16 protein-coding genes and 5 tRNA genes are annotated in these 17,807 nt (G+C 36.0%); 18 read left to right on the forward strand and 3 right to left on the reverse strand.

Annotated features, from left to right (window positions below):
• The first annotated feature begins 68 nt into the window (after positions 1-68).
• Entirely contained in the window at positions 69-1,850 is a 1,782-nt protein-coding gene (locus JOC83_RS01695) for a methyl-accepting chemotaxis protein (protein ID WP_205182872.1), read from the forward strand.
• A gap of 77 nt (positions 1,851-1,927) precedes the next feature.
• On the opposite strand, the gene JOC83_RS01700 is transcribed toward JOC83_RS01695, so the two are convergent.
• On the reverse strand, positions 1,928-2,713 hold the full coding sequence (locus tag JOC83_RS01700; RefSeq protein ID WP_205182874.1) for a DUF1189 domain-containing protein: 786 nt from the start codon (positions 2,711-2,713) through the stop codon (positions 1,928-1,930).
• A 229-nt stretch (positions 2,714-2,942) separates the two neighbouring features.
• On the opposite strand from JOC83_RS01700, the gene JOC83_RS01705 reads away from it, so the two are divergent.
• From JOC83_RS01705 to phoU, 16 genes are all read left to right on the forward strand, one after another.
• Positions 2,943-4,586, forward strand: a complete 1,644-nt coding sequence (locus JOC83_RS01705; RefSeq protein WP_205182876.1) for a Na/Pi symporter — start codon at positions 2,943-2,945, stop codon at positions 4,584-4,586.
• A gap of 103 nt (positions 4,587-4,689) precedes the next feature.
• Positions 4,690-5,172 (forward strand): DUF456 domain-containing protein, encoded by a 483-nt coding sequence (locus tag JOC83_RS01710; protein ID WP_205182878.1) that lies wholly within the window; start codon positions 4,690-4,692, stop codon positions 5,170-5,172.
• Positions 5,173-5,239: 67 nt separating this feature from the next.
• Positions 5,240-5,314, forward strand: a tRNA-Asn gene (locus tag JOC83_RS01715).
• A 1-nt stretch (position 5,315) separates the two neighbouring features.
• Positions 5,316-5,392 (forward strand) — tRNA-Met (locus JOC83_RS01720).
• A gap of 21 nt (positions 5,393-5,413) precedes the next feature.
• A tRNA-Asn gene (locus JOC83_RS01725) sits at positions 5,414-5,488 on the forward strand.
• Between the two features lie 2 nt (positions 5,489-5,490).
• Positions 5,491-5,567 (forward strand) — tRNA-Ile (locus tag JOC83_RS01730).
• Positions 5,568-5,586: 19 nt separating this feature from the next.
• A tRNA-Ser gene (locus JOC83_RS01735) sits at positions 5,587-5,679 on the forward strand.
• Between the two features lie 198 nt (positions 5,680-5,877).
• Complete coding sequence (sodA, locus tag JOC83_RS01740; protein ID WP_205182880.1) at positions 5,878-6,486, forward strand: superoxide dismutase SodA; 609 nt, start codon at positions 5,878-5,880, stop codon at positions 6,484-6,486.
• Between the two features lie 111 nt (positions 6,487-6,597).
• Positions 6,598-7,890, forward strand: a complete 1,293-nt coding sequence (locus JOC83_RS01745) for an MFS transporter (protein ID WP_205182882.1) — start codon at positions 6,598-6,600, stop codon at positions 7,888-7,890.
• A 375-nt stretch (positions 7,891-8,265) separates the two neighbouring features.
• Entirely contained in the window at positions 8,266-10,431 is a 2,166-nt protein-coding gene (locus tag JOC83_RS01750) for a peptidoglycan D,D-transpeptidase FtsI family protein (protein ID WP_205182884.1), read from the forward strand.
• Positions 10,432-10,902: 471 nt separating this feature from the next.
• On the forward strand, positions 10,903-11,448 hold the full coding sequence (locus JOC83_RS01755) for a P-loop nucleotide/nucleoside kinase family protein (protein WP_205182886.1): 546 nt from the start codon (positions 10,903-10,905) through the stop codon (positions 11,446-11,448).
• Positions 11,449-11,767: 319 nt separating this feature from the next.
• On the forward strand, positions 11,768-12,742 hold the full coding sequence (locus JOC83_RS01760) for a PstS family phosphate ABC transporter substrate-binding protein (RefSeq protein ID WP_205182888.1): 975 nt from the start codon (positions 11,768-11,770) through the stop codon (positions 12,740-12,742).
• Positions 12,743-12,787: 45 nt separating this feature from the next.
• On the forward strand, positions 12,788-13,765 hold the full coding sequence (gene pstC, locus JOC83_RS01765) for a phosphate ABC transporter permease subunit PstC (protein ID WP_205182890.1): 978 nt from the start codon (positions 12,788-12,790) through the stop codon (positions 13,763-13,765).
• Between the two features lie 2 nt (positions 13,766-13,767).
• Positions 13,768-14,643, forward strand: a complete 876-nt coding sequence (gene pstA, locus JOC83_RS01770; RefSeq protein ID WP_205182892.1) for a phosphate ABC transporter permease PstA — start codon at positions 13,768-13,770, stop codon at positions 14,641-14,643.
• Between the two features lie 44 nt (positions 14,644-14,687).
• On the forward strand, positions 14,688-15,494 hold the full coding sequence (pstB, locus tag JOC83_RS01775; protein ID WP_205182894.1) for a phosphate ABC transporter ATP-binding protein PstB: 807 nt from the start codon (positions 14,688-14,690) through the stop codon (positions 15,492-15,494).
• A 29-nt stretch (positions 15,495-15,523) separates the two neighbouring features.
• On the forward strand, positions 15,524-16,183 hold the full coding sequence (gene phoU / locus JOC83_RS01780) for a phosphate signaling complex protein PhoU (RefSeq protein WP_205182895.1): 660 nt from the start codon (positions 15,524-15,526) through the stop codon (positions 16,181-16,183).
• A gap of 38 nt (positions 16,184-16,221) precedes the next feature.
• On the opposite strand, the gene JOC83_RS20120 is transcribed toward phoU, so the two are convergent.
• Both JOC83_RS20120 and JOC83_RS01790 read right to left on the reverse strand, forming a co-directional pair.
• Positions 16,222-16,695: an endolytic transglycosylase MltG gene (locus JOC83_RS20120; RefSeq protein ID WP_205182896.1), complete on the reverse strand. Its 474-nt coding sequence runs from the start codon at positions 16,693-16,695 to the stop codon at positions 16,222-16,224.
• Position 16,696: 1 nt separating this feature from the next.
• Entirely contained in the window at positions 16,697-17,071 is a 375-nt protein-coding gene (locus tag JOC83_RS01790; RefSeq protein ID WP_205182897.1) for a DUF6115 domain-containing protein, read from the reverse strand.
• Between the two features lie 192 nt (positions 17,072-17,263).
• Here JOC83_RS01790 and JOC83_RS01795 point away from each other — a divergent pair, with 192 nt between their 5' ends.
• Positions 17,264-17,800 (forward strand): DUF4912 domain-containing protein, encoded by a 537-nt coding sequence (locus tag JOC83_RS01795; RefSeq protein WP_205182898.1) that lies wholly within the window; start codon positions 17,264-17,266, stop codon positions 17,798-17,800.
• Positions 17,801-17,807 lie beyond the last annotated feature (7 nt).

Genomic DNA, 17,807 nt, shown 5'->3' on the forward strand with positions numbered 1-17,807 from the left:
ATCCTATTTACAATTCCTTTACATTTTTCTGCCATAATTTATGTGGGATAAAAAATGGAGGGCTTACTATGAAATTTAGAAGAACTAATAAAGCTGGACAATTATTTAGGAAAAAAAAACAAGTAAGGAATGCAAAAGACAAACCTTTTAAAAAGGTAAAGGCAATAGAAAAAATAACATCCGGCATTTCTCTACAAGTAAGATTACTTGTAGCAGTTTTATCTTTATTACTGATTTCTACAAGTGTAGTCAGCTTTATTTCCTACAATAAGTCAAAAGAAACAACTATAGATATCATTGAAAATCGACTTGAGAGAGAAGCGCAAACTACGTTTGAAATTTCTCAAAATTTGATGTATATGTACATAAATGATGAACCAAATTTTATGAGACACTTAAATCAATCCATTAAGTCACAAGATGCTCAGTTAACGCAGGATGGTTTAAAAGCACACTTCTTCTTAATAAAAGAAGACGCATTAAGTCCTTTCTCAGTAAGTGCACATAGTAACGTATCTTTCTCTGATGACATCTTAAATCAAGTAAATGAGAAACAGCATGGTGTTTTACATATTAAGCAAAGCAACACAAATTACACACTGGCTTTTAAAGAAATTCCCGAATTAAAAGGCATTTATCTCATAGCCGTACCAACTGAAAATTATTTAGAGCCCATTCAACAATTAGGATTATTCATGTTAACAGCTGTAATAGGAAGTATAGCTATTACATCAGCAGTGATTATTTTATTAGTTCGAAGCTTGACTAGTCCTTTAATACAATTGCGTCATACAATTAGAAAAGTAAGAGAAGGGGACTTAAGTCAGCAAGTGGCTATTGAGACATCTATACCAGAAATCTCATCCCTAAGTAAAACATTCAACCTAATGATTGAGCACATGCGTACGTTTCTTTCGCAAATCGATGAAACGACAAACGAACTACATAAAACAGGAAATGAGCTCCAAAATGCTTCTCGAAGTTCGATGTTTTATAATGAACAATTAAATGCAGCCATTTCTGTTGTGAAACATGGTGCAGAACAGACAGCAGCAAGCTCTGAGCATAATATTCAAGTGTTTCAATCAATGAAGCATGACATCCACTCCATCACTAGTCATATGGATGTTATTACTCATACTGCTCATAATATGAATACAAAAGCATATGAAGGAGAACAAAGTATTTCAAAAATTATTCGTTCAATGACAACATTTGAGCAAGAGTTTTTTGAAATGAATGAAACAATGAAAGAAGTAAAGCGACACTCTCATTTAATTGCACGTATCGTCAGTCTGATTCAAGATTTTGCTGAGCAAACAAAGCTATTAGCATTAAACGCTACGATTGAAGCAGCTCGCGCAGGAGAAGCAGGAAGAGGATTTGCTGTTGTAGCGAATGAAGTTCGTAAGTTAGCAGATCAATCAACAAATGCAACAGAAGAGATCAAAGAGTTAATTACATCCATGGAAGGCATCTCACTAAAAGCATCCTCAGAGTTTGAGGAGATGCTTTATAAAAGTAAATCAAATGTAGCTGTTGCTAAAGAATCAAGGATAACATTTGATCATTTATTAAAAGAGATTGACCACGTTAGTCAGCAACTACAGCTGGTTAAAGAGGAGTGTGGTGAATTGTATGAAATGGTACCAGGAATGGAGCAATCTGCAGAGAGCTTTGTTTCGGTTTCTCAAGAAACATTAGCAAGTGCTGAACAGATGTTAGGAACATCCAAAGAGCAAGTTGCACACGTGAACAACACTCATGAAATAGGGATGCAGCTAACAAATTTATCAACGACCCTCACAGGGATTACAAGTGAATTTTATGTCACTCAAAAACAATCTTAAAAAAAGAGGCTGAGTCAAACAGGGGTATTCTTTTCCCCCTTTGTCTCAGCCCCTTTTTTGTTTACATTATGAACTCACTAGCTTTTTTTTATTGTAGGTTGTTTACGAATCGGTACACGTTTCATAGCGAAAAATAAAAATAACAAGGTAACTACAGCGTGTGAAAAAAAGCTATATGGCACCATAATATGTAAAGCGTCTGTTAGAGTAAAGGTTAATGTCATGAGAGTGCTACTATATGCCCACATTACCCACACATGTTTGTATGTAAGAGGTCGATTTAATAGCTTGGCTAATCCTAATCCAACTATAGCAAGTAGGCTTACTTCAATAAACTTTACCCCTGATGCGACTATATACAAAAGAACCAGTGCTAATGGAATAAGGATAATGAGAAGTTGCTTTGCTTGATCGAATATGCCAAAAAACTCCTCTTTAGTTAAGTTATTCATTTGTAAAAGAGAATAGCTATAGGTTTGGGTGCTATAGTTGGTTGTAATGAACAAGCCATCTTGTAAAAACCCAATAGCTTGCCTGTAAGTATTTGTGTCCGTCGTTGTAATAGAGCCTGTTGAGTCAAAGATAAACGTTGTGTCATTTCTCGACGTAATTAATGGCTCGTTCATCGATGAATAAAGAGAGTCATCTTGAATTGAAAAGTCACGGATTTCCGTTAATAAAATGGTTTTTGATTGTGCATAACCATTTACAACGGTTTGGGTAATAAAAAACATTGTCGGTAACAATGAAAGAAATGTTAAAAGAAACAGATAAGAAATCGTTTTACCAATCCCTTGAAATCGAAACATCGCCACTATTTTTGGAGAATACAAGCTATAAAATAACTGATGAAATGCATTCATTGTTTTCACTCCTCGCCTATCTATTGTTCATTTTATAAAGAGGATGGAATGAATACAAGAAATTTTCAATACCAACAATAAATGTATGTACTGATAAATAATGTGAAGTTAATGTTAAGAAATTGTAAATATTAAAATAAAAACATTTACAATAACTTTATTTTAAGTTAATAATGATAAAGGACTTGTAGATATGTGTCGAAAAAACATAGTTAGGGGTTGAATTTTTGTGGAACTTGATGTTCAAAAGATGATATTTGAATTCATTGGTGGCCTTGGGATTTTCCTGTTCGGTATCAAGTTCATGGGTGACGGCTTGCAAAAATCAGCAGGCGATAAGCTCAGAGATATATTAGATCGATTTACAACAAATCCATTAATGGGTGTTTTAGCCGGGATTATTGTAACTATTCTTATTCAAAGTAGTTCAGGAACAACGGTTATTACGGTAGGGTTAGTTAGTGCTGGCTTTATGAACTTACGCCAAGCGATCGGTGTTATTATGGGAGCGAATATCGGAACAACGGTGACAGCTTTTATCATCGGTATTAAAATTTCTGATTATGCGTTACCGATTTTAGCTGCGGGTGCTTTATTATTGTTCTTCTTTAAAAGTCCGCGAATCAATAACTTTGGTCAGATTGTTTTTGGATTTGGAGCGCTATTCTTTGGACTCCAATTAATGGGAGATGGAATGAAACCATTGCGTTCATTACAGGCTTTCCAAGATTTAACGGTTAGCATGAGTGATAATCCAATTCTTGGTGTATTAATTGGAACGGTGTTTACGGTTATTGTTCAAAGCTCTAGTGCTACAATTGGTATTTTACAGGAACTATTTGGACAAGGTGCTCTTGACATTAAAGCTGCGTTACCGGTTTTATTTGGTGATAACATCGGAACGACCATTACAGCGGTATTAGCATCACTTGGAGCTAGTGTGGCAGCAAGACGTGCGGCCTTAACACACGTTATGTTTAACTTAATTGGAACAACCATCTTTTTAATTATTTTACCGTTGTATACAAAATTTATTGTGTATTTACAGGACTCTTTAAGCTTGAATCCAGAGATGACAATTGCTTTTGCACACGGTATCTTTAATACATCTAATACAATTATTCAATTCCCATTCATCGGGTTGCTTGCATTAATTGTAACGAAAGTCATTCCTGGTGAAGATTCTTTAGTGGAATTTAAAGCAAAACATCTAGATCCTGTCTTTATTCAACAGTCGCCTTCTATCGCATTAGGACAGGCGAAGGAAGAATTAATTCGTATGGGACAATTTGCGACAATTGGTCTAGATGAAGCAAATAAATATTTGAAAACAAAACAGCATAAACATGCGGAAATGGCACTACAAGTCGAAGATGCAATTAACAACTTAGATCGAAAAATTACTGATTACCTTGTAATGCTTTCATCGAGTTCAATGTCTGTATCTGAAAGTGAAGAGCATTCTACTTTCTTAGACTCTGCTCGAGATATTGAACGAATTGGTGATCATTTTGAAAACATTGTTGAGTTAGTTGACTATCAAATTGCTAACAAAGTGAAAATGACAGAAGAAGCAAACAAAGATTTAGAAGAGATGTTTGAATTAACAATTTCAACTGTAAAAGAAGCAATGTCAGCATTAGAAAACAATGATCGTGAAAAAGCAGTAAAAGTAATGCAAAAAGAAGATCAAATCGATACAATGGAGCGTACACTTCGTAAACAACATATTATTCGTATAAATGAAGGGCTATGTACAGGCTCGGCAGGTATTGTATTTGTTGATATTATTAGTAACTTAGAGCGTATCGGCGATCATGCTGTAAACATTGCAGAAGCAGTACTTGGAGATCGTCATTCAAAAACAAAATAATTGAAACGAAGTCACACTTTTTCTAGTGTGACTTTTTTTCTTTGATCAATTAATATACAATAATAATGGTGAAAGTTGGAAAGGTTAGGAGTGAGTAAAAACGGTGGATATTGTTTATTGGAGTGTTATTCTTATTGCTTTTGTTGTGTCTTTTGTAGGACTTGTTTATCCAATTATTCCGAGTGTTCTCTTTATAGCGTTAGGCTTTATCCTTTATGGTATCTTTTATACATTTAACGATTTTTCCGTTCTGTTTTGGATTGTTCAAGGTTTGTTTATCCTTGCTCTATTTGCTGCTGATTATGTAGCAAATATAATTGGCGTTAAGAAGTTCGGTGGAACAAAGGCTGGGGTATGGGGAAGCACAATTGGTCTTTTAGTTGGGCCGTTTGTTATTCCTGTTCTAGGGATTATTATTGGTCCTTTTGTTGGAGCGGTAGTAGGAGAGTTAATTTTTCAAAGAACATCTTTGTTACAAGCGATAAAAATCGGTTTTGGTTCATTAATTGGATTCTTCAGCGGTGCAGTTACAAAAGGTTTCATTCAATTAATTATGATTGGTTACTTTTTATATGTGGTTCTTTAACGGATTGTATTGACATGGTAACGAAATCATGATAAAGTTTCTATGTCGTTAGTTATTATTTCGTTTTTCCACAGTAGCTCAGTGGTAGAGCAATCGGCTGTTAACCGATTGGTCGCAGGTTCGAGTCCTGCCTGTGGAGCCACGGCGGTGTAGCTCAGCTGGCTAGAGCGTACGGTTCATACCCGTGAGGTCGGGGGTTCGATCCCCTCCGCCGCTACCAATTCTATACATAGTTTTTCATTCCACAGTAGCTCAGTGGTAGAGCAATCGGCTGTTAACCGATCGGTCGTAGGTTCGAGTCCTACCTGTGGAGCCAGTGGACCCTTAGCTCAGCTGGTTAGAGCAGACGGCTCATAACCGTCCGGTCGCAGGTTCGAGTCCTGCAGGGTCCACCAGTAATGAAAAACATCAAACGGAGGAATACCCAAGTCTGGCTGAAGGGATCGGTCTTGAAAACCGACAGGGGTGTTAAAGCCCGCGGGGGTTCGAATCCCTCTTCCTCCTCCATACATACACACTCAAGCTTTCTTATTTATAAATAAGAAAGCTTTTTTATGTTTAGATGGCATAGAAGAGGGGAAATCGGTAATTATATAGAAGGAATTAAATGCTTTTTCATTGAAAGAATAGGATGAATTTGCTAATCTTAAAGTATTGGTGCTTAGCACCTTACATTATTTCTACATATTTGAAGGAGGAATTTTCATGGCATACGAATTACCACAATTACCTTATGCATATGATGCACTAGAGCCACATATCGATAAGGAAACAATGAACATTCACCACACAAAGCACCATAACACGTACGTAACAAACTTAAACGCTGCAGTAGAAGGTAAAGCAGACTTAGCAGGCAAAAGTGTTGAAGAATTAATTGCAGATTTAGATGCGCTTCCAGAAGATATCCGTACAGCAGTACGTAACAACGGTGGCGGTCATGCTAACCATTCTTTATTCTGGACAATCTTATGTCCAAATGGTGGCGGTGAGCCAACTGGTGAATTAGCTGAAGCAATCAACAGCAAATTCGAAAGCTATGATAATTTTAAAGCAGAATTTACAAAAGCTGCTACAACTCGTTTTGGTTCTGGTTGGGCTTGGTTAATTGTAAACAATGGCGAATTAGAAATTACAAGCACTGCGAACCAAGATAGCCCATTAATGGAAGGTAAAACTCCTATTCTTGGCTTAGATGTTTGGGAGCATGCTTACTACTTAAATTATCAAAACCGTCGTCCAGACTACATTTCAGCATTTTTCAACGTAGTAAAATGGGACGAAGTGGCAAAGCTTTACTCAGAAGCGAAGTAATCGCACTAAAGCCAGAAAAGGATGATATTCCTTTTCTGGTTTTTTCATTATGTACATAACTCCTTTTCTTTTTGACACACTAGGTGTTAGAAGAGAAAAGGAGTTTTTTACATGCCTTTATTAAAAAAAGTAGTTGGAGACGTCGAAGTCAATAAAGATTTAGTGTTACTTTTATTAATTGGTGGTCTATACGCACTGTCAATTTCAATATCTAATTCGTTTGTGAATGTTTATTTGTGGAAACAGTCGGGGAAATTTTCAGACCTTGCCATTTACAACTTAGCAGTTGTTGTGTTGCAACCTCTAACGTTCATTGTAGCAGGAAAATGGGCTAAGAAAATAGATCGAGTCATTGTGCTAAGACTTGGTGTTTCTTTTTTAGCTGTTTTTTATTTAGTTGTTTTATTTGTCGGAACACAAGCTTCTAAATTCTTACTTGTGTTAGGAGCATTATTAGGGATTGGATATGGTTTTTACTGGTTAGCCTTTAATGTATTAACATTTGAAATTACAGAGCCTGATACAAGAGATTTTTTTAACGGTTTTCTTGGTGTACTTAATTCCTTTGCAGGAATGATAGGCCCATTGGGTGCAGGTTTAGTTATCTCAACTTTTTATGAGTATATTGGTTATCGAATTGTATTCGGCTTTTCTTTAGCTTTATTTGTGAGTGCGGTCTTACTAAGCTTTTTTCTTCAGAGAAGGCCAGCAGAAGGGCAATACATGTTTAGGGAAGTATTAGCAGAACGGAAAAGAAATAAGGATTGGAGACGTATTTTAAATGCTCATTTTTTTCAAGGGTTAAGAGAAGGTACATTTATTTTCGTTGTGTCTGTACTCGTATTCATTACAACAGATAGTGAACTAGCGCTAGGTACATTTGGGCTTGTAAATTCAGCTGTTGCGTTTGTCGGGTACTACCTCGCTTCTCGATTCATTAAAAAAGAGCAACGATTAAAGTTTATTTTGATAGGTGGCTGTATTTTATATGGATCAGTCTTTTTGCTTATCTTTAATCTGTCGTATACAAAACTGATTTTGTATGCAATCTGTATAGCAATTGCATATCCTATTTTACTTGTCCCTTATATGTCGTTAACTTATGATGTCATAGGAAGAGCGAAGGATATTGTTCAAAAGCGAATTGAGTACATTGTTGTACGGGAACTGTTTTTGAATATAGGACGAATTGTATCCATTACGTTATTTTTACTTTCTGTCACATTATTTGATGAACATAAAAGTATGCCAATTTTATTATCCATTATCGGAATTGGCCATACAATAATTTATTTCTGTGTGCGCAATATCCCTCAACAGATTGATTCAGGGAGAGGAGAGGAAGAGAAGAAACCTGTCACTTCGCCAGTTCTAAATGAAGGAGATGGGGAATCTCCTGCCTAAAAGAAGCTCAATATTAACAGATAGCTTTTAGTCTTTTATAAGAGAAGGTATAAACATTTTTTACTATAGAAATTTTTTTCTATTTCTTTTAAAATAGTATTAAAAAAGAGCTTGAATCAGCAGGAGAGTGGTGTCTTTTGTCATTTAAGCTAAATAAAATGGAACGTCGCATAATTCCACTTAATAAGGAAGTATGTTTACGTTCCATTTTGCGTGAAAGGCCCTTTTTGGTTTTAGTAGGTGGAGTTCCATTTATCTATGATCCTTACTTGTCCATTCAAAGTAACTAGTCAGCATGAAAGAATGTGTTATTTCTTTATGTGAAAATGGTTCATGATATGAATAGGCTTATTATGATAAAGTGTAGGTGTTTCAATGAAAAAGAAAAAAAAGAGAAGGACTCATGTGCCTTTTCGATTAAATTTACTATTTTTTATTGTGTTTTTATTATTCTCCGTTCTTATTTTGCGTTTAGGGCTTGTACAAATTGTATACGGAGAGAATTTTCAAAGAGAAGTGGAGAAAACGGAAGATGTAACAATCAATACTCCTGTCCCTCGTGGAAGAATTTACGATCGCTACAATCGAGTAATTGTAGATAATGCCCCATTAAATGCAATTACATATACACGCTTTCAAGGAACAGATGCAGAGGAGCGTTTAGAAGTAGCAAAGAGGTTAGCGAATCTGATGACCATTCCGCTATCTGCAGAATTCATTGATATAAAAGGGTCAGATGATCGTGAAGTAAGGCAACAAGAAGTAAGGTTGACAGAGAGAGATCTAAAAGATTACTGGATTATGACTCGACCAGAAAAAGCCGAAAAGAAAATTACTGCGGAAGATCGTCAACTTCTTAAAGAAGGAGAAATAACAGATAAGGAAGTGTACGATCGCCAGTTAGAACGAATAACGAAAAAAGATTTATTAGAGCTTAAAGAAGAAGTGAAAGTTATTGCAATTAAAAGACAAATGGAAGCAGGATATGCTCTTACACCTCAAATTATTAAAAGTGGTGTAACCAAAGAGGAGTTTGCCATTGTTAGTGAAAATTTAGAGCAACTGCCAGGTGTTGATACAACAACATATTGGGAGCGTTATTACCCAGAAGATCGTACTTTACGTACATTATTAGGGAATGTTTCTTCTGCCAATGAAGGCTTGCCACGAGATCGCATTGATTATTATTTATCAAGAGGTTATAACCGAAATGACCGAGTTGGAACCAGTTATCTTGAAAAGCAATACGAAGATGTATTAAGTGGTCAAAAAGCACAAGTAAAGCATGTCACAAGTAAAAGTGGAAGTTTATTAGAAACAATTCAAGTGTCTGAAGGTAATCGAGGGAGCGATCTTGTTTTAACCGTTGACATGGAATTGCAAAAAGAAGTAGAAAAAGTACTAGAAGAAGAGCTATTACAAACAAAACGAAAAGCTGGAACACAATATCTTGATCGTGCTTTTGTGGTAATGATGGATCCTCGCACAGGAGAAATTTTAACAATGGCTGGTAAGCAGTATACAATTGATCAAGAAACAGGTAAGCCTAAGGTGGATGATTTTGCATTAGGGAATATTTCTAGCTCTTATACAATGGGATCTGTTGTCAAAGGGGCAACAATTTTAGCCGGATTTGATTCAGGTGCTATTTCACCAGGAGATGTGTTTGTTGATCAACCATTAAAGTTTGCTGGTACAAAAGAGAAAAAGTCTGTTCGGAACTTCGGTCCCATCAATGATTTAACAGCGTTACAGCGTTCATCAAACGTCTATATGTTTAGAACAGTAATGGAAATGGCGAATGTGAAGTATCGTTTAAATGGAACATTGCCAATCAAGTCATCAACCTTCGCTCAATTAAGGTCATATTATAGTCAGTTTGGATTAGGAATTTCAACGGGTATTGACCTTGATAATGAATCGACTGGTTTCCAAGGTGGCAGTGATATTCCTGGTACAGCCTTAGACTTAGCGATTGGACAATATGACACATATACGCCGTTACAACTTGTTCAATACGTAGCAACCATTGCCAATGGTGGCTATCGTGTGAAGCCACAAATTGTGAAAGAAGTGCGTGAACCAACCATTCGAGAAGACGAAATTGGAAATGTTCAACACTCATTTGAACCAGAGATTTTAAACAAAGTAACGATGAGTAAAGATGAAATTGAGCGTGTGCAAGAAGGGTTTAGACGCGTGATGCAAACACAAAATGGTACAGCATACAGTGCATTTGCTAACGCATCTTATAAGCCAGCAGGGAAAACAGGTACAGCTGAAGCGTTTGTTTCTAGCAAAGTAAAAGGAGCAAAGCCAATTGAAGTGCGAAACTCAACACTTGTAGGGTACGCACCTTATGACAATCCTGAAATTGCATTTGCTGTTGTTGTACCCTCTGCTTATACACCTAATAGTTCTCATAGTATGAGTCGTGACTTAGGAAAAGCAGCATTAGATGCATACTTTGATTTGAAAGAAAAAGGTGAAGAAGAAGTAGCCGAAAAAGAAGCGCAAGAGGAAGTACAAGAACAAGAATAATATGAGATAAAGGCACTGATGCAATACGTTTCGGTTCAGAGGTAGAAAAGTAAAAATAACAAGTGTTGGCAAGCGAATTGACATAAAAATCCGCTTGCTTCTTTTTATTATGATGACAAGAATTATTGAGTTTTAACATCAAAAATAGCAATACATTTAGCTTAGGTTTTAACAAAAGGTCTATAGCTAGTGGTCACACTACAAAATATGTGTTAAAAGTATGATTAAAAACGGTGTTAAATGTGTAATCGCATGTAAGGAGTATCTAGGAAAGAAAAGGTTTATGTTAAACTGTATATAGAGAGTTTATGAAAAAATGCACTTACACTAACGGACAGGTTAGCAAACATCTGGAGTGTTTTTAATGTTGAAATGATATAAGTGAAACACTAATGAAAAAATATAAAAAATAAATTAGAGTTTTACAAGGCAGGGGAACAACTATTAAAAAGGCACGGGGTGTTAAAAAATATGAAACCATTGGGGACGCTTTACTTTTTCTGTGGAAAAATGGGTGCAGGAAAATCAACTAAATCAAAACAATTAGCGATAGATAAGCATGCTGTACTGTTATCTGAGGATGAATGGATTTCATCTCTTTATCCCAATCAGGTCGCATCATTTGAGGATTATCTAAAATTCTCAGCTCAGCTCAAGCCGTTGGTGAAAAAGCATGTCCAAAACATATTAAGTGTCGGTACTAATGTAGTGATGGATTTTCCGGCTAACACTCACAAACTGCGAAAGTGGTTTTTGGATATGGCGTCAGAGGTCAATGCAAGCCATCAACTAATTTTCCTTAATCTAACTAACGAGCAATGCTTACGTCAAATTGCACAAAGGCGTAACGAACAACCTGAAAGAGCAGCTTTTGACACGGAAGCGGTGTTTATTCATGTTACTAAGTTTTTTGAAGCACCAGAAGCATCTGAGGGTTTAAATATTTTGGAGATTAGTGAAAAAGAATCACAAGGAGTTCAACACAGCGTTATAGAACCAGAAAGAACAGATTATTAGGTGATTAAAAACGCAGAGGCTGCTAAAACCTCTGTGTTTTTTTGTGTGATTTTGTTGTCTAAAAGTGTGAGATAGCTTGTCAATTGAGCTTTTCTATTTCACAACCGAACTACTTAGCGATAAGCTTCGATGCTTTTTATGAGAATTAAATTCAAAAAAAAGTAAAAGATAATAGTGTTTCCTTTGTTGTTATAGAGATATAAGACAAATTGCCCGTATTTACAAAAGCTTAACATATTGTTAAAACAGAATTAATAGTTGAGCTTTATTCTATAACTCGTAGGACAATACAACCAAATGTCGTAGGGGGAATTAAAGAATGAAAAGCTTTAAATTTCTAACATTATCAGTAATGATCGGAGCGGTTTTAGCGTTTACAACTGCATGTGGTCAATCTAACGAAAGTAACGGATCATCTGGACAAGAGCAGTCTGGAGAAGAAAATAAACAATTAGAAGGTAACATCGCAATTGATGGTTCATCTACTGTTTATCCAATCATGGAAGCAATTGGTGAAGAGTACATGGCTACACAACCAGGTGTAAAAGTAGCGGTTGGATTGTCTGGTACAGGTGGCGGATTTGAAAAGTTCACAAAAGGTGAAACTGATTTCAGTAACGCTTCTCGTCCAATTAAAGATGAAGAAAAAGCAGCAGCAGAAGAAAATGGAATTGACATTCAAGAATTTGAATTAGCATATGATGGTTTATCAATCGTAGTAAACAAAGAAAATGATTGGGTAGATCATTTAACAGTTGACGAGCTTAAAAAGATGTGGGTACACAGCGGTAAAGCTATCAAATGGTCTGACATTCGTGAAGGCTGGCCAGAAGAAGAAGTTAAATTCTATTCTCCAGGTCATGATTCAGGTACATTTGATTACTTCAACGAAGTGATTTTAGAAGATGAAGAAATGAACGAAGCAGCAGTTCTTTCTGAAGATGATAACGTATTAGTTAATGGTGTAACTGGTGATAAAAATTCAATTGGTTACTTCGGTTATGCTTACTATGCTGCAAACAAAGATAAGTTAAAAGTTGTTCCTGTAGATGGTGGTAACGGCCCTGTAGAGCCAAACAACGAAACAGTAATGTCTGGTGAATATGCACCTTTATCACGTCCTTTATACACTTATGTGAACACAGCAGCTATTAAAGATAAAGAGCAAGTATATGATTATGCAAAATTCATGCTTGAAAATGCTGGTCCTCTTGCAGAAGAAGTTGGATATGTAAGCTTAAAGCAAGAAGAGTATGACGCGCAATTAGAAACACTTGAAGGATTAAAGAAGTAATAGACAAATGAAGATGAGAAGCGTGGATGTGCTTCTCATCTTTCCATGCAATGGAAAGGGGTTACGACATTGGCTTTCGTAAAAAGTGATGAAAAGAAAGTTTCCATTCGAGAAATGATTAAAGAGAATAAATCTAAAAAGGGTGCATCTACAATTATAGAAAAAGTGATGCCACTTCTTTTATTAATAACAGCAGTTGTTTCAGTTTTAACAACAGTGGGTATTTTATTTACATTAATTTTTGAAACAGCAACGTTCTTTTCGCGTGTGCCTTTTTTTGATTACATTACAGGCACAAAGTGGCTTCCTTTTGTTGAGGCAGAAGGTAACTACGGCGTATTACCATTAATTACAGGTACATTGCTAATTGCATTCATTGCAATGGCAGTGGCAATACCGGTAGGCTTAGGAGCAGCTATTTTCTTGAGTGAATATGCTTCAGACCGTACAAGAAGAATTATTAAGCCGATTTTGGAAGTTCTTGCTGGAATTCCAACAATCGTATACGGGTTTTTTGCCCTTACGTTTGTGACTCCATTATTAAAACAGGTTATTCCAGACTTAGGATTATTTAATGCGCTAAGTCCTGGTATTGTTGTTGGTATTATGATTATCCCTATGATTGCTTCATTATCTGAAGATGCAATGAGCTCTGTTCCTCGATCGATGCGTGAAGGTGCACTAGCTTTAGGAGCAACACGCTTTGAAGTAGCAATTAAAGTTGTGCTTCCAGCTGCCTTATCGGGTATTATTGCGTCATTTGTGTTAGGTATTTCACGTGCAATTGGAGAAACAATGATTGTAACAGTTGCAGGTGGTGCTACACCGACAATGGCAACAGATGTCACATCATCTATTCAAACAATGACTGCTTACATCGTTCAAGTAGCAACAGGTGATGCAGGTTACGGAACAACTGTTTATTACAGCATTTATGCAGTTGGGATGACATTATTTGTGTTTACGCTTGTGATGAACTTACTTGCTCAGTTTATTACGAAGCGCTTTAGGGAGGAATATTAATCATGTACGTAGATCGACAGCAAGTACAAAAGAGAATGGGCGGAAGATTAGTACAGAACAACATCTTTAAATTTATTTTCTTCTGTGCAACCATTTTTGGATTAGCCGTTTTAGCAATGCTTTTATATCGGATATTGACTCAAGGATTAGGCTGGTTAAATGTTGATTTTCTTCAAAATTTCGCGTCAAGAAGACCTGAACAAGCAGGTGTGAAAGCAGCGTTAGTTGGATCACTATGGTTAATGGCTGTAGTGGCACCAGTATCACTGTTTCTTGGTGTCGGAACAGCGTTATATTTAGAGGAATATGCGAAGAAAAATAAATTCAATGATTTTATTAAATTAAATATTTCAAACTTGGCTGGTGTGCCATCAATTGTATTTGGTTTATTAGGTTTAACGATTTTTGTTCGAGAGCTTGCGCTTGGAAGAAGTATTTTAGCAGCAGGTTTAACAATGAGTTTATTGATTTTGCCTGTTATTGTAGTAGCGGCTCAAGAAGCCATTCGCTCTGTACCTAGAGACTTGCGCGAAGCATCATTCGGAATGGGTGCGACGAAGTGGCAAACTATTTATCGTGTGGTTTTACCGGCAGCAATTCCTGGGATTTTAACAGGTAGTATTTTAGCGTTATCTCGTGCAGTAGGTGAAACAGCACCATTAGTTGTTGTAGGTTTACCAACATTTATTGCTTATTTACCAGCTGGCGTTTTAGATACGGCTACTGTGTTACCTATGCAAATTTACAACTGGACGAGTCGACCACAAGCAGACTTCCAAAGTGTTGCAGCTGCAGGGATTATCGTATTATTGGCTTTCTTAATTTTAATGAATTCAATTGCTGTGTTTATTCGAAATAAATTCCAAAAACGTTATTAATAAAGAGCGAAAATTTTCAACTTGGATGAAGGAGGACCATATTTATGGCCATCAATATTGAGACTCAAGAGAAAAATCAAGTAGAAGGCGTAAAAAAAGAAATTGTTTATAATACAAAAGGATTAAACCTATGGTATGGGGATACACATGCGTTAAAAAACATTGATTTACCAATTCGTGAAAATGAAGTAACAGCCATCATTGGGCCATCAGGATGCGGAAAATCAACGTATATTAAAACGTTAAACCGTATGGTAGAGATGGTGCCGACTGTTCGTACATCTGGAGAGATTGAGTACCGTGGTCGTAATATTTTTGATAAATCGTACCGTGTAGAAGATTTGCGTACTCAAGTAGGAATGGTGTTTCAAAAGCCAAATCCATTTCCGAAATCAATTTATGAGAATATCACGTATGGACCAAAGATTCATGGTATTCGTAATAAAAAAGTATTGGATGAAATTGTTGAAAAGAGTTTAAAAGGCGCGGCGCTGTGGGATGAGGTAAAAGGTCGTTTGCACGAAAATGCTTATGGATTATCAGGTGGACAGCAACAGCGTCTATGTATTGCTCGCTGTTTAGCAATTGAGCCAGATGTTATTTTAATGGATGAGCCAACATCAGCACTTGATCCAATCTCTACATTAAAAGTAGAAGAGCTGGTTCAAGAATTAAAGAAAGATTTTAGTATTATTATCGTTACGCATAATATGCAGCAAGCGGCTCGTATTTCAGACAAAACAGCGTTCTTCTTAAATGGTGAGGTTGTTGAGTATGCTGAGACAGATAAAATCTTCTCTAACCCAACAGATAAGCGTACAGAAGATTACATTACAGGTCGTTTCGGTTAAGACAAAACATCATTGAGGGGGTACGTAAAATGGTTGTACGTGAAAAGTTTCATGGTGAGTTAAAAGTACTTCGTGAAAAGTTATTAGAGATCGGTCGTTTAACAGAAGAATCATTAACAAAAGCCATTGAAGCATTGGAAACTAAAAATGTAGATTTAGCGCTCGAAATTATTGATGAGGACTACAAAGTAGATAATCTTGAAGAAGAAATTAATGATTTGGCAATTTGGTTAATTGCAAAGCAACAACCAGTGGCAATTGATTTACGTCGTGTGGTAGTAGCGATTAAGATTGCATCGGATTTAGAAAGAATGGCTGATTTTGCAGTTAACATTGCTAAGTCTACAATTCGTATTGGTGAAGAGCCTCTTATTAAGCCGTTAGAGCATGTTAAACAAATGCATACCATTTCTGTTGATATGTTATCCAAGTGCCTAACCGCGTATCAAGAAGAAGATGTGTTATTGGCTAAGCAAGTGGCAGAAATGGATGATAAAGTAGATGATTTATATGGTATTACAATTAAAGAACTACTAACTCTTGCTCAAGATGAAAAAGGTTCAATGAATCAAATTACTCAATTAATGTTTGTTGGTCGATATTTAGAACGTGCAGCAGACCATGCGACAAATATTGGAGAAAGTGTCCTTTATCTTGTAAAAGGAAAACGATACGATTTAAATGAATAAAAAAGGTGGTTGCGTAACGGCGCAGCCACCTTTTTTATTTAATTCGTGTTTGTTAAAATTTCTGCAATCTCTTTATGAGACATATCAGAAGAGAGTAAGTAAGAGCCAATTTGAATTTTTGTTGTTAGCTGATTCTTGGCTAAATACTGTTCAAAATCAGCAGAGTTTTTGATGATTTTTGCTTCAACAAGCTTAGAGCTAATATCCATACTCGTCATGCCACTCGTAATTTCGATCTTTGCTTTATTGATCAAATGAGATGCTTTATCTTTTTCATGAGGAGCGGAATTTTCGTTATGCTTTTGATTTTTTTGAGCTTGTAGAAGGTGTTCATAATCTGCTTGTTTTATTGTTGCGTAGCCTTTGCTGTCTAGATACTGTTGAGCATGTTGAACCGAAGAAACTGATTTATCATCTGGCTGATTATTCCCTTCCATATAATAAACGAGTCCTAAGATAGAAGTTGCTAGCAATACACCTGTCGAAAATCCTTGTAGTGTTGACCGATTCACGTTAACGCTCCTTCCATTTAACGTGATTGACAATTAGCCGAACTTCCTCAATAGGAACTGCTAATTGCTTTGCAATGGCATCAATGGTCATGCCATTACTAAATAATTGCAGGACATTGTGATGAAGAGAGGAAGCTTTCTTGTCTTTTTTTATACCTTCGTCCTTATTAGTAGCTAGATGCTCATAAGTAGGAGGCAGTAATAGCTCTTCTTCTAGTCTTTCGAAACGCCTCTTTGTTTGATATTGTTCTTGCAATGCATTTAAAGAGAGTTGTTCAACTTGCTGTTCTAATGATTTTATTTTATCTTCTTTAAAAAACGAAAATAGAAGTAGAATCAAAGATAAAATAATTAAACTAATAAATGCATATGTCATGAGTTCACCTCTTCAGTAATATAACGAATATAGTATACCATCAATCGACAAATTGTGTTTATTGTGGCAACATTTTCTTAATGTTAAGATAAAGGAAATCTAATTAAAAAGGTACTGTTGTAGATAGGGGACTATTATTCTTTTTGACACAGTTCCTAGTCAATGATACAAGTTATAGCAAGGTGGAAAAATGTGAAATATTTTGAGGTTAATGATCGGTTAGATGAATGTGTTGCTATTAAAAAAGGACAAGCCTCTATTTTGGTACAGTGGCATCTTTCGTCTACTACAAAAGAAATAATAAAAGAAAGCTTTGGTGTACATGTCACAGGAAAAAATATTGTGATTGTGATTTATGACACGACAGGAATTGCATTTAATGGTCACAATGCTCATAGGCTTAAACAATACAGAAATATTAAAGGTAGAAATTGCTGTTTCATTCAGCACTTACCTGTAAATCAGACGTATACCCTGGATGTAGCCATTTACACAAAGAGCGGTCAATTATTTTCACTTATTCGCTCAAATGAAATTTATCTAGATGGACCTGCTAATGCAAATAGAAAGTATGATTCAGCTTGGAAACATATCCATAAACGTTCTCCTAAATGGCAAGAAACCTTTAGTGCATATTCGTGTTATACGATTGATATGAATATGAAGGAGCAAAAGCGAGTAGGGAGATTGACTTTAAATCAAATAAATCAAAGTAAAAGATACGTGTGAAGGTGAG

The organism is Priestia iocasae, assembly GCF_016909075.1.
Lineage (GTDB): Bacteria > Bacillota > Bacilli > Bacillales > Bacillaceae_H > Priestia > Priestia iocasae.

Bases quoted from the DNA above. Each gene is read 5' to 3' on its own strand.
- JOC83_RS01695 (WP_205182872.1), top strand. From the start codon at position 69: ATGAAATTTAGAAGAACTAATAAAGCTGGACAATTATTTAGGAAAAAA.
- JOC83_RS01700 (WP_205182874.1), bottom strand. From the start codon at position 2,713: ATGAATGCATTTCATCAGTTATTTTATAGCTTGTATTCTCCAAAAATA.
- sodA (WP_205182880.1), top strand. From the start codon at position 5,878: ATGGCATACGAATTACCACAATTACCTTATGCATATGATGCACTAGAG.
- JOC83_RS01745 (WP_205182882.1), top strand. From the start codon at position 6,598: ATGCCTTTATTAAAAAAAGTAGTTGGAGACGTCGAAGTCAATAAAGAT.
- JOC83_RS01750 (WP_205182884.1), top strand. From the start codon at position 8,266: ATGAAAAAGAAAAAAAAGAGAAGGACTCATGTGCCTTTTCGATTAAAT.
- JOC83_RS01755 (WP_205182886.1), top strand. From the start codon at position 10,903: ATGAAACCATTGGGGACGCTTTACTTTTTCTGTGGAAAAATGGGTGCA.
- JOC83_RS01760 (WP_205182888.1), top strand. From the start codon at position 11,768: ATGAAAAGCTTTAAATTTCTAACATTATCAGTAATGATCGGAGCGGTT.
- pstC (WP_205182890.1), top strand. From the start codon at position 12,788: ATGCAATGGAAAGGGGTTACGACATTGGCTTTCGTAAAAAGTGATGAA.
- pstA (WP_205182892.1), top strand. From the start codon at position 13,768: ATGTACGTAGATCGACAGCAAGTACAAAAGAGAATGGGCGGAAGATTA.
- pstB (WP_205182894.1), top strand. From the start codon at position 14,688: ATGGCCATCAATATTGAGACTCAAGAGAAAAATCAAGTAGAAGGCGTA.
- phoU (WP_205182895.1), top strand. From the start codon at position 15,524: ATGGTTGTACGTGAAAAGTTTCATGGTGAGTTAAAAGTACTTCGTGAA.
- JOC83_RS01790 (WP_205182897.1), bottom strand. From the start codon at position 17,071: ATGACATATGCATTTATTAGTTTAATTATTTTATCTTTGATTCTACTT.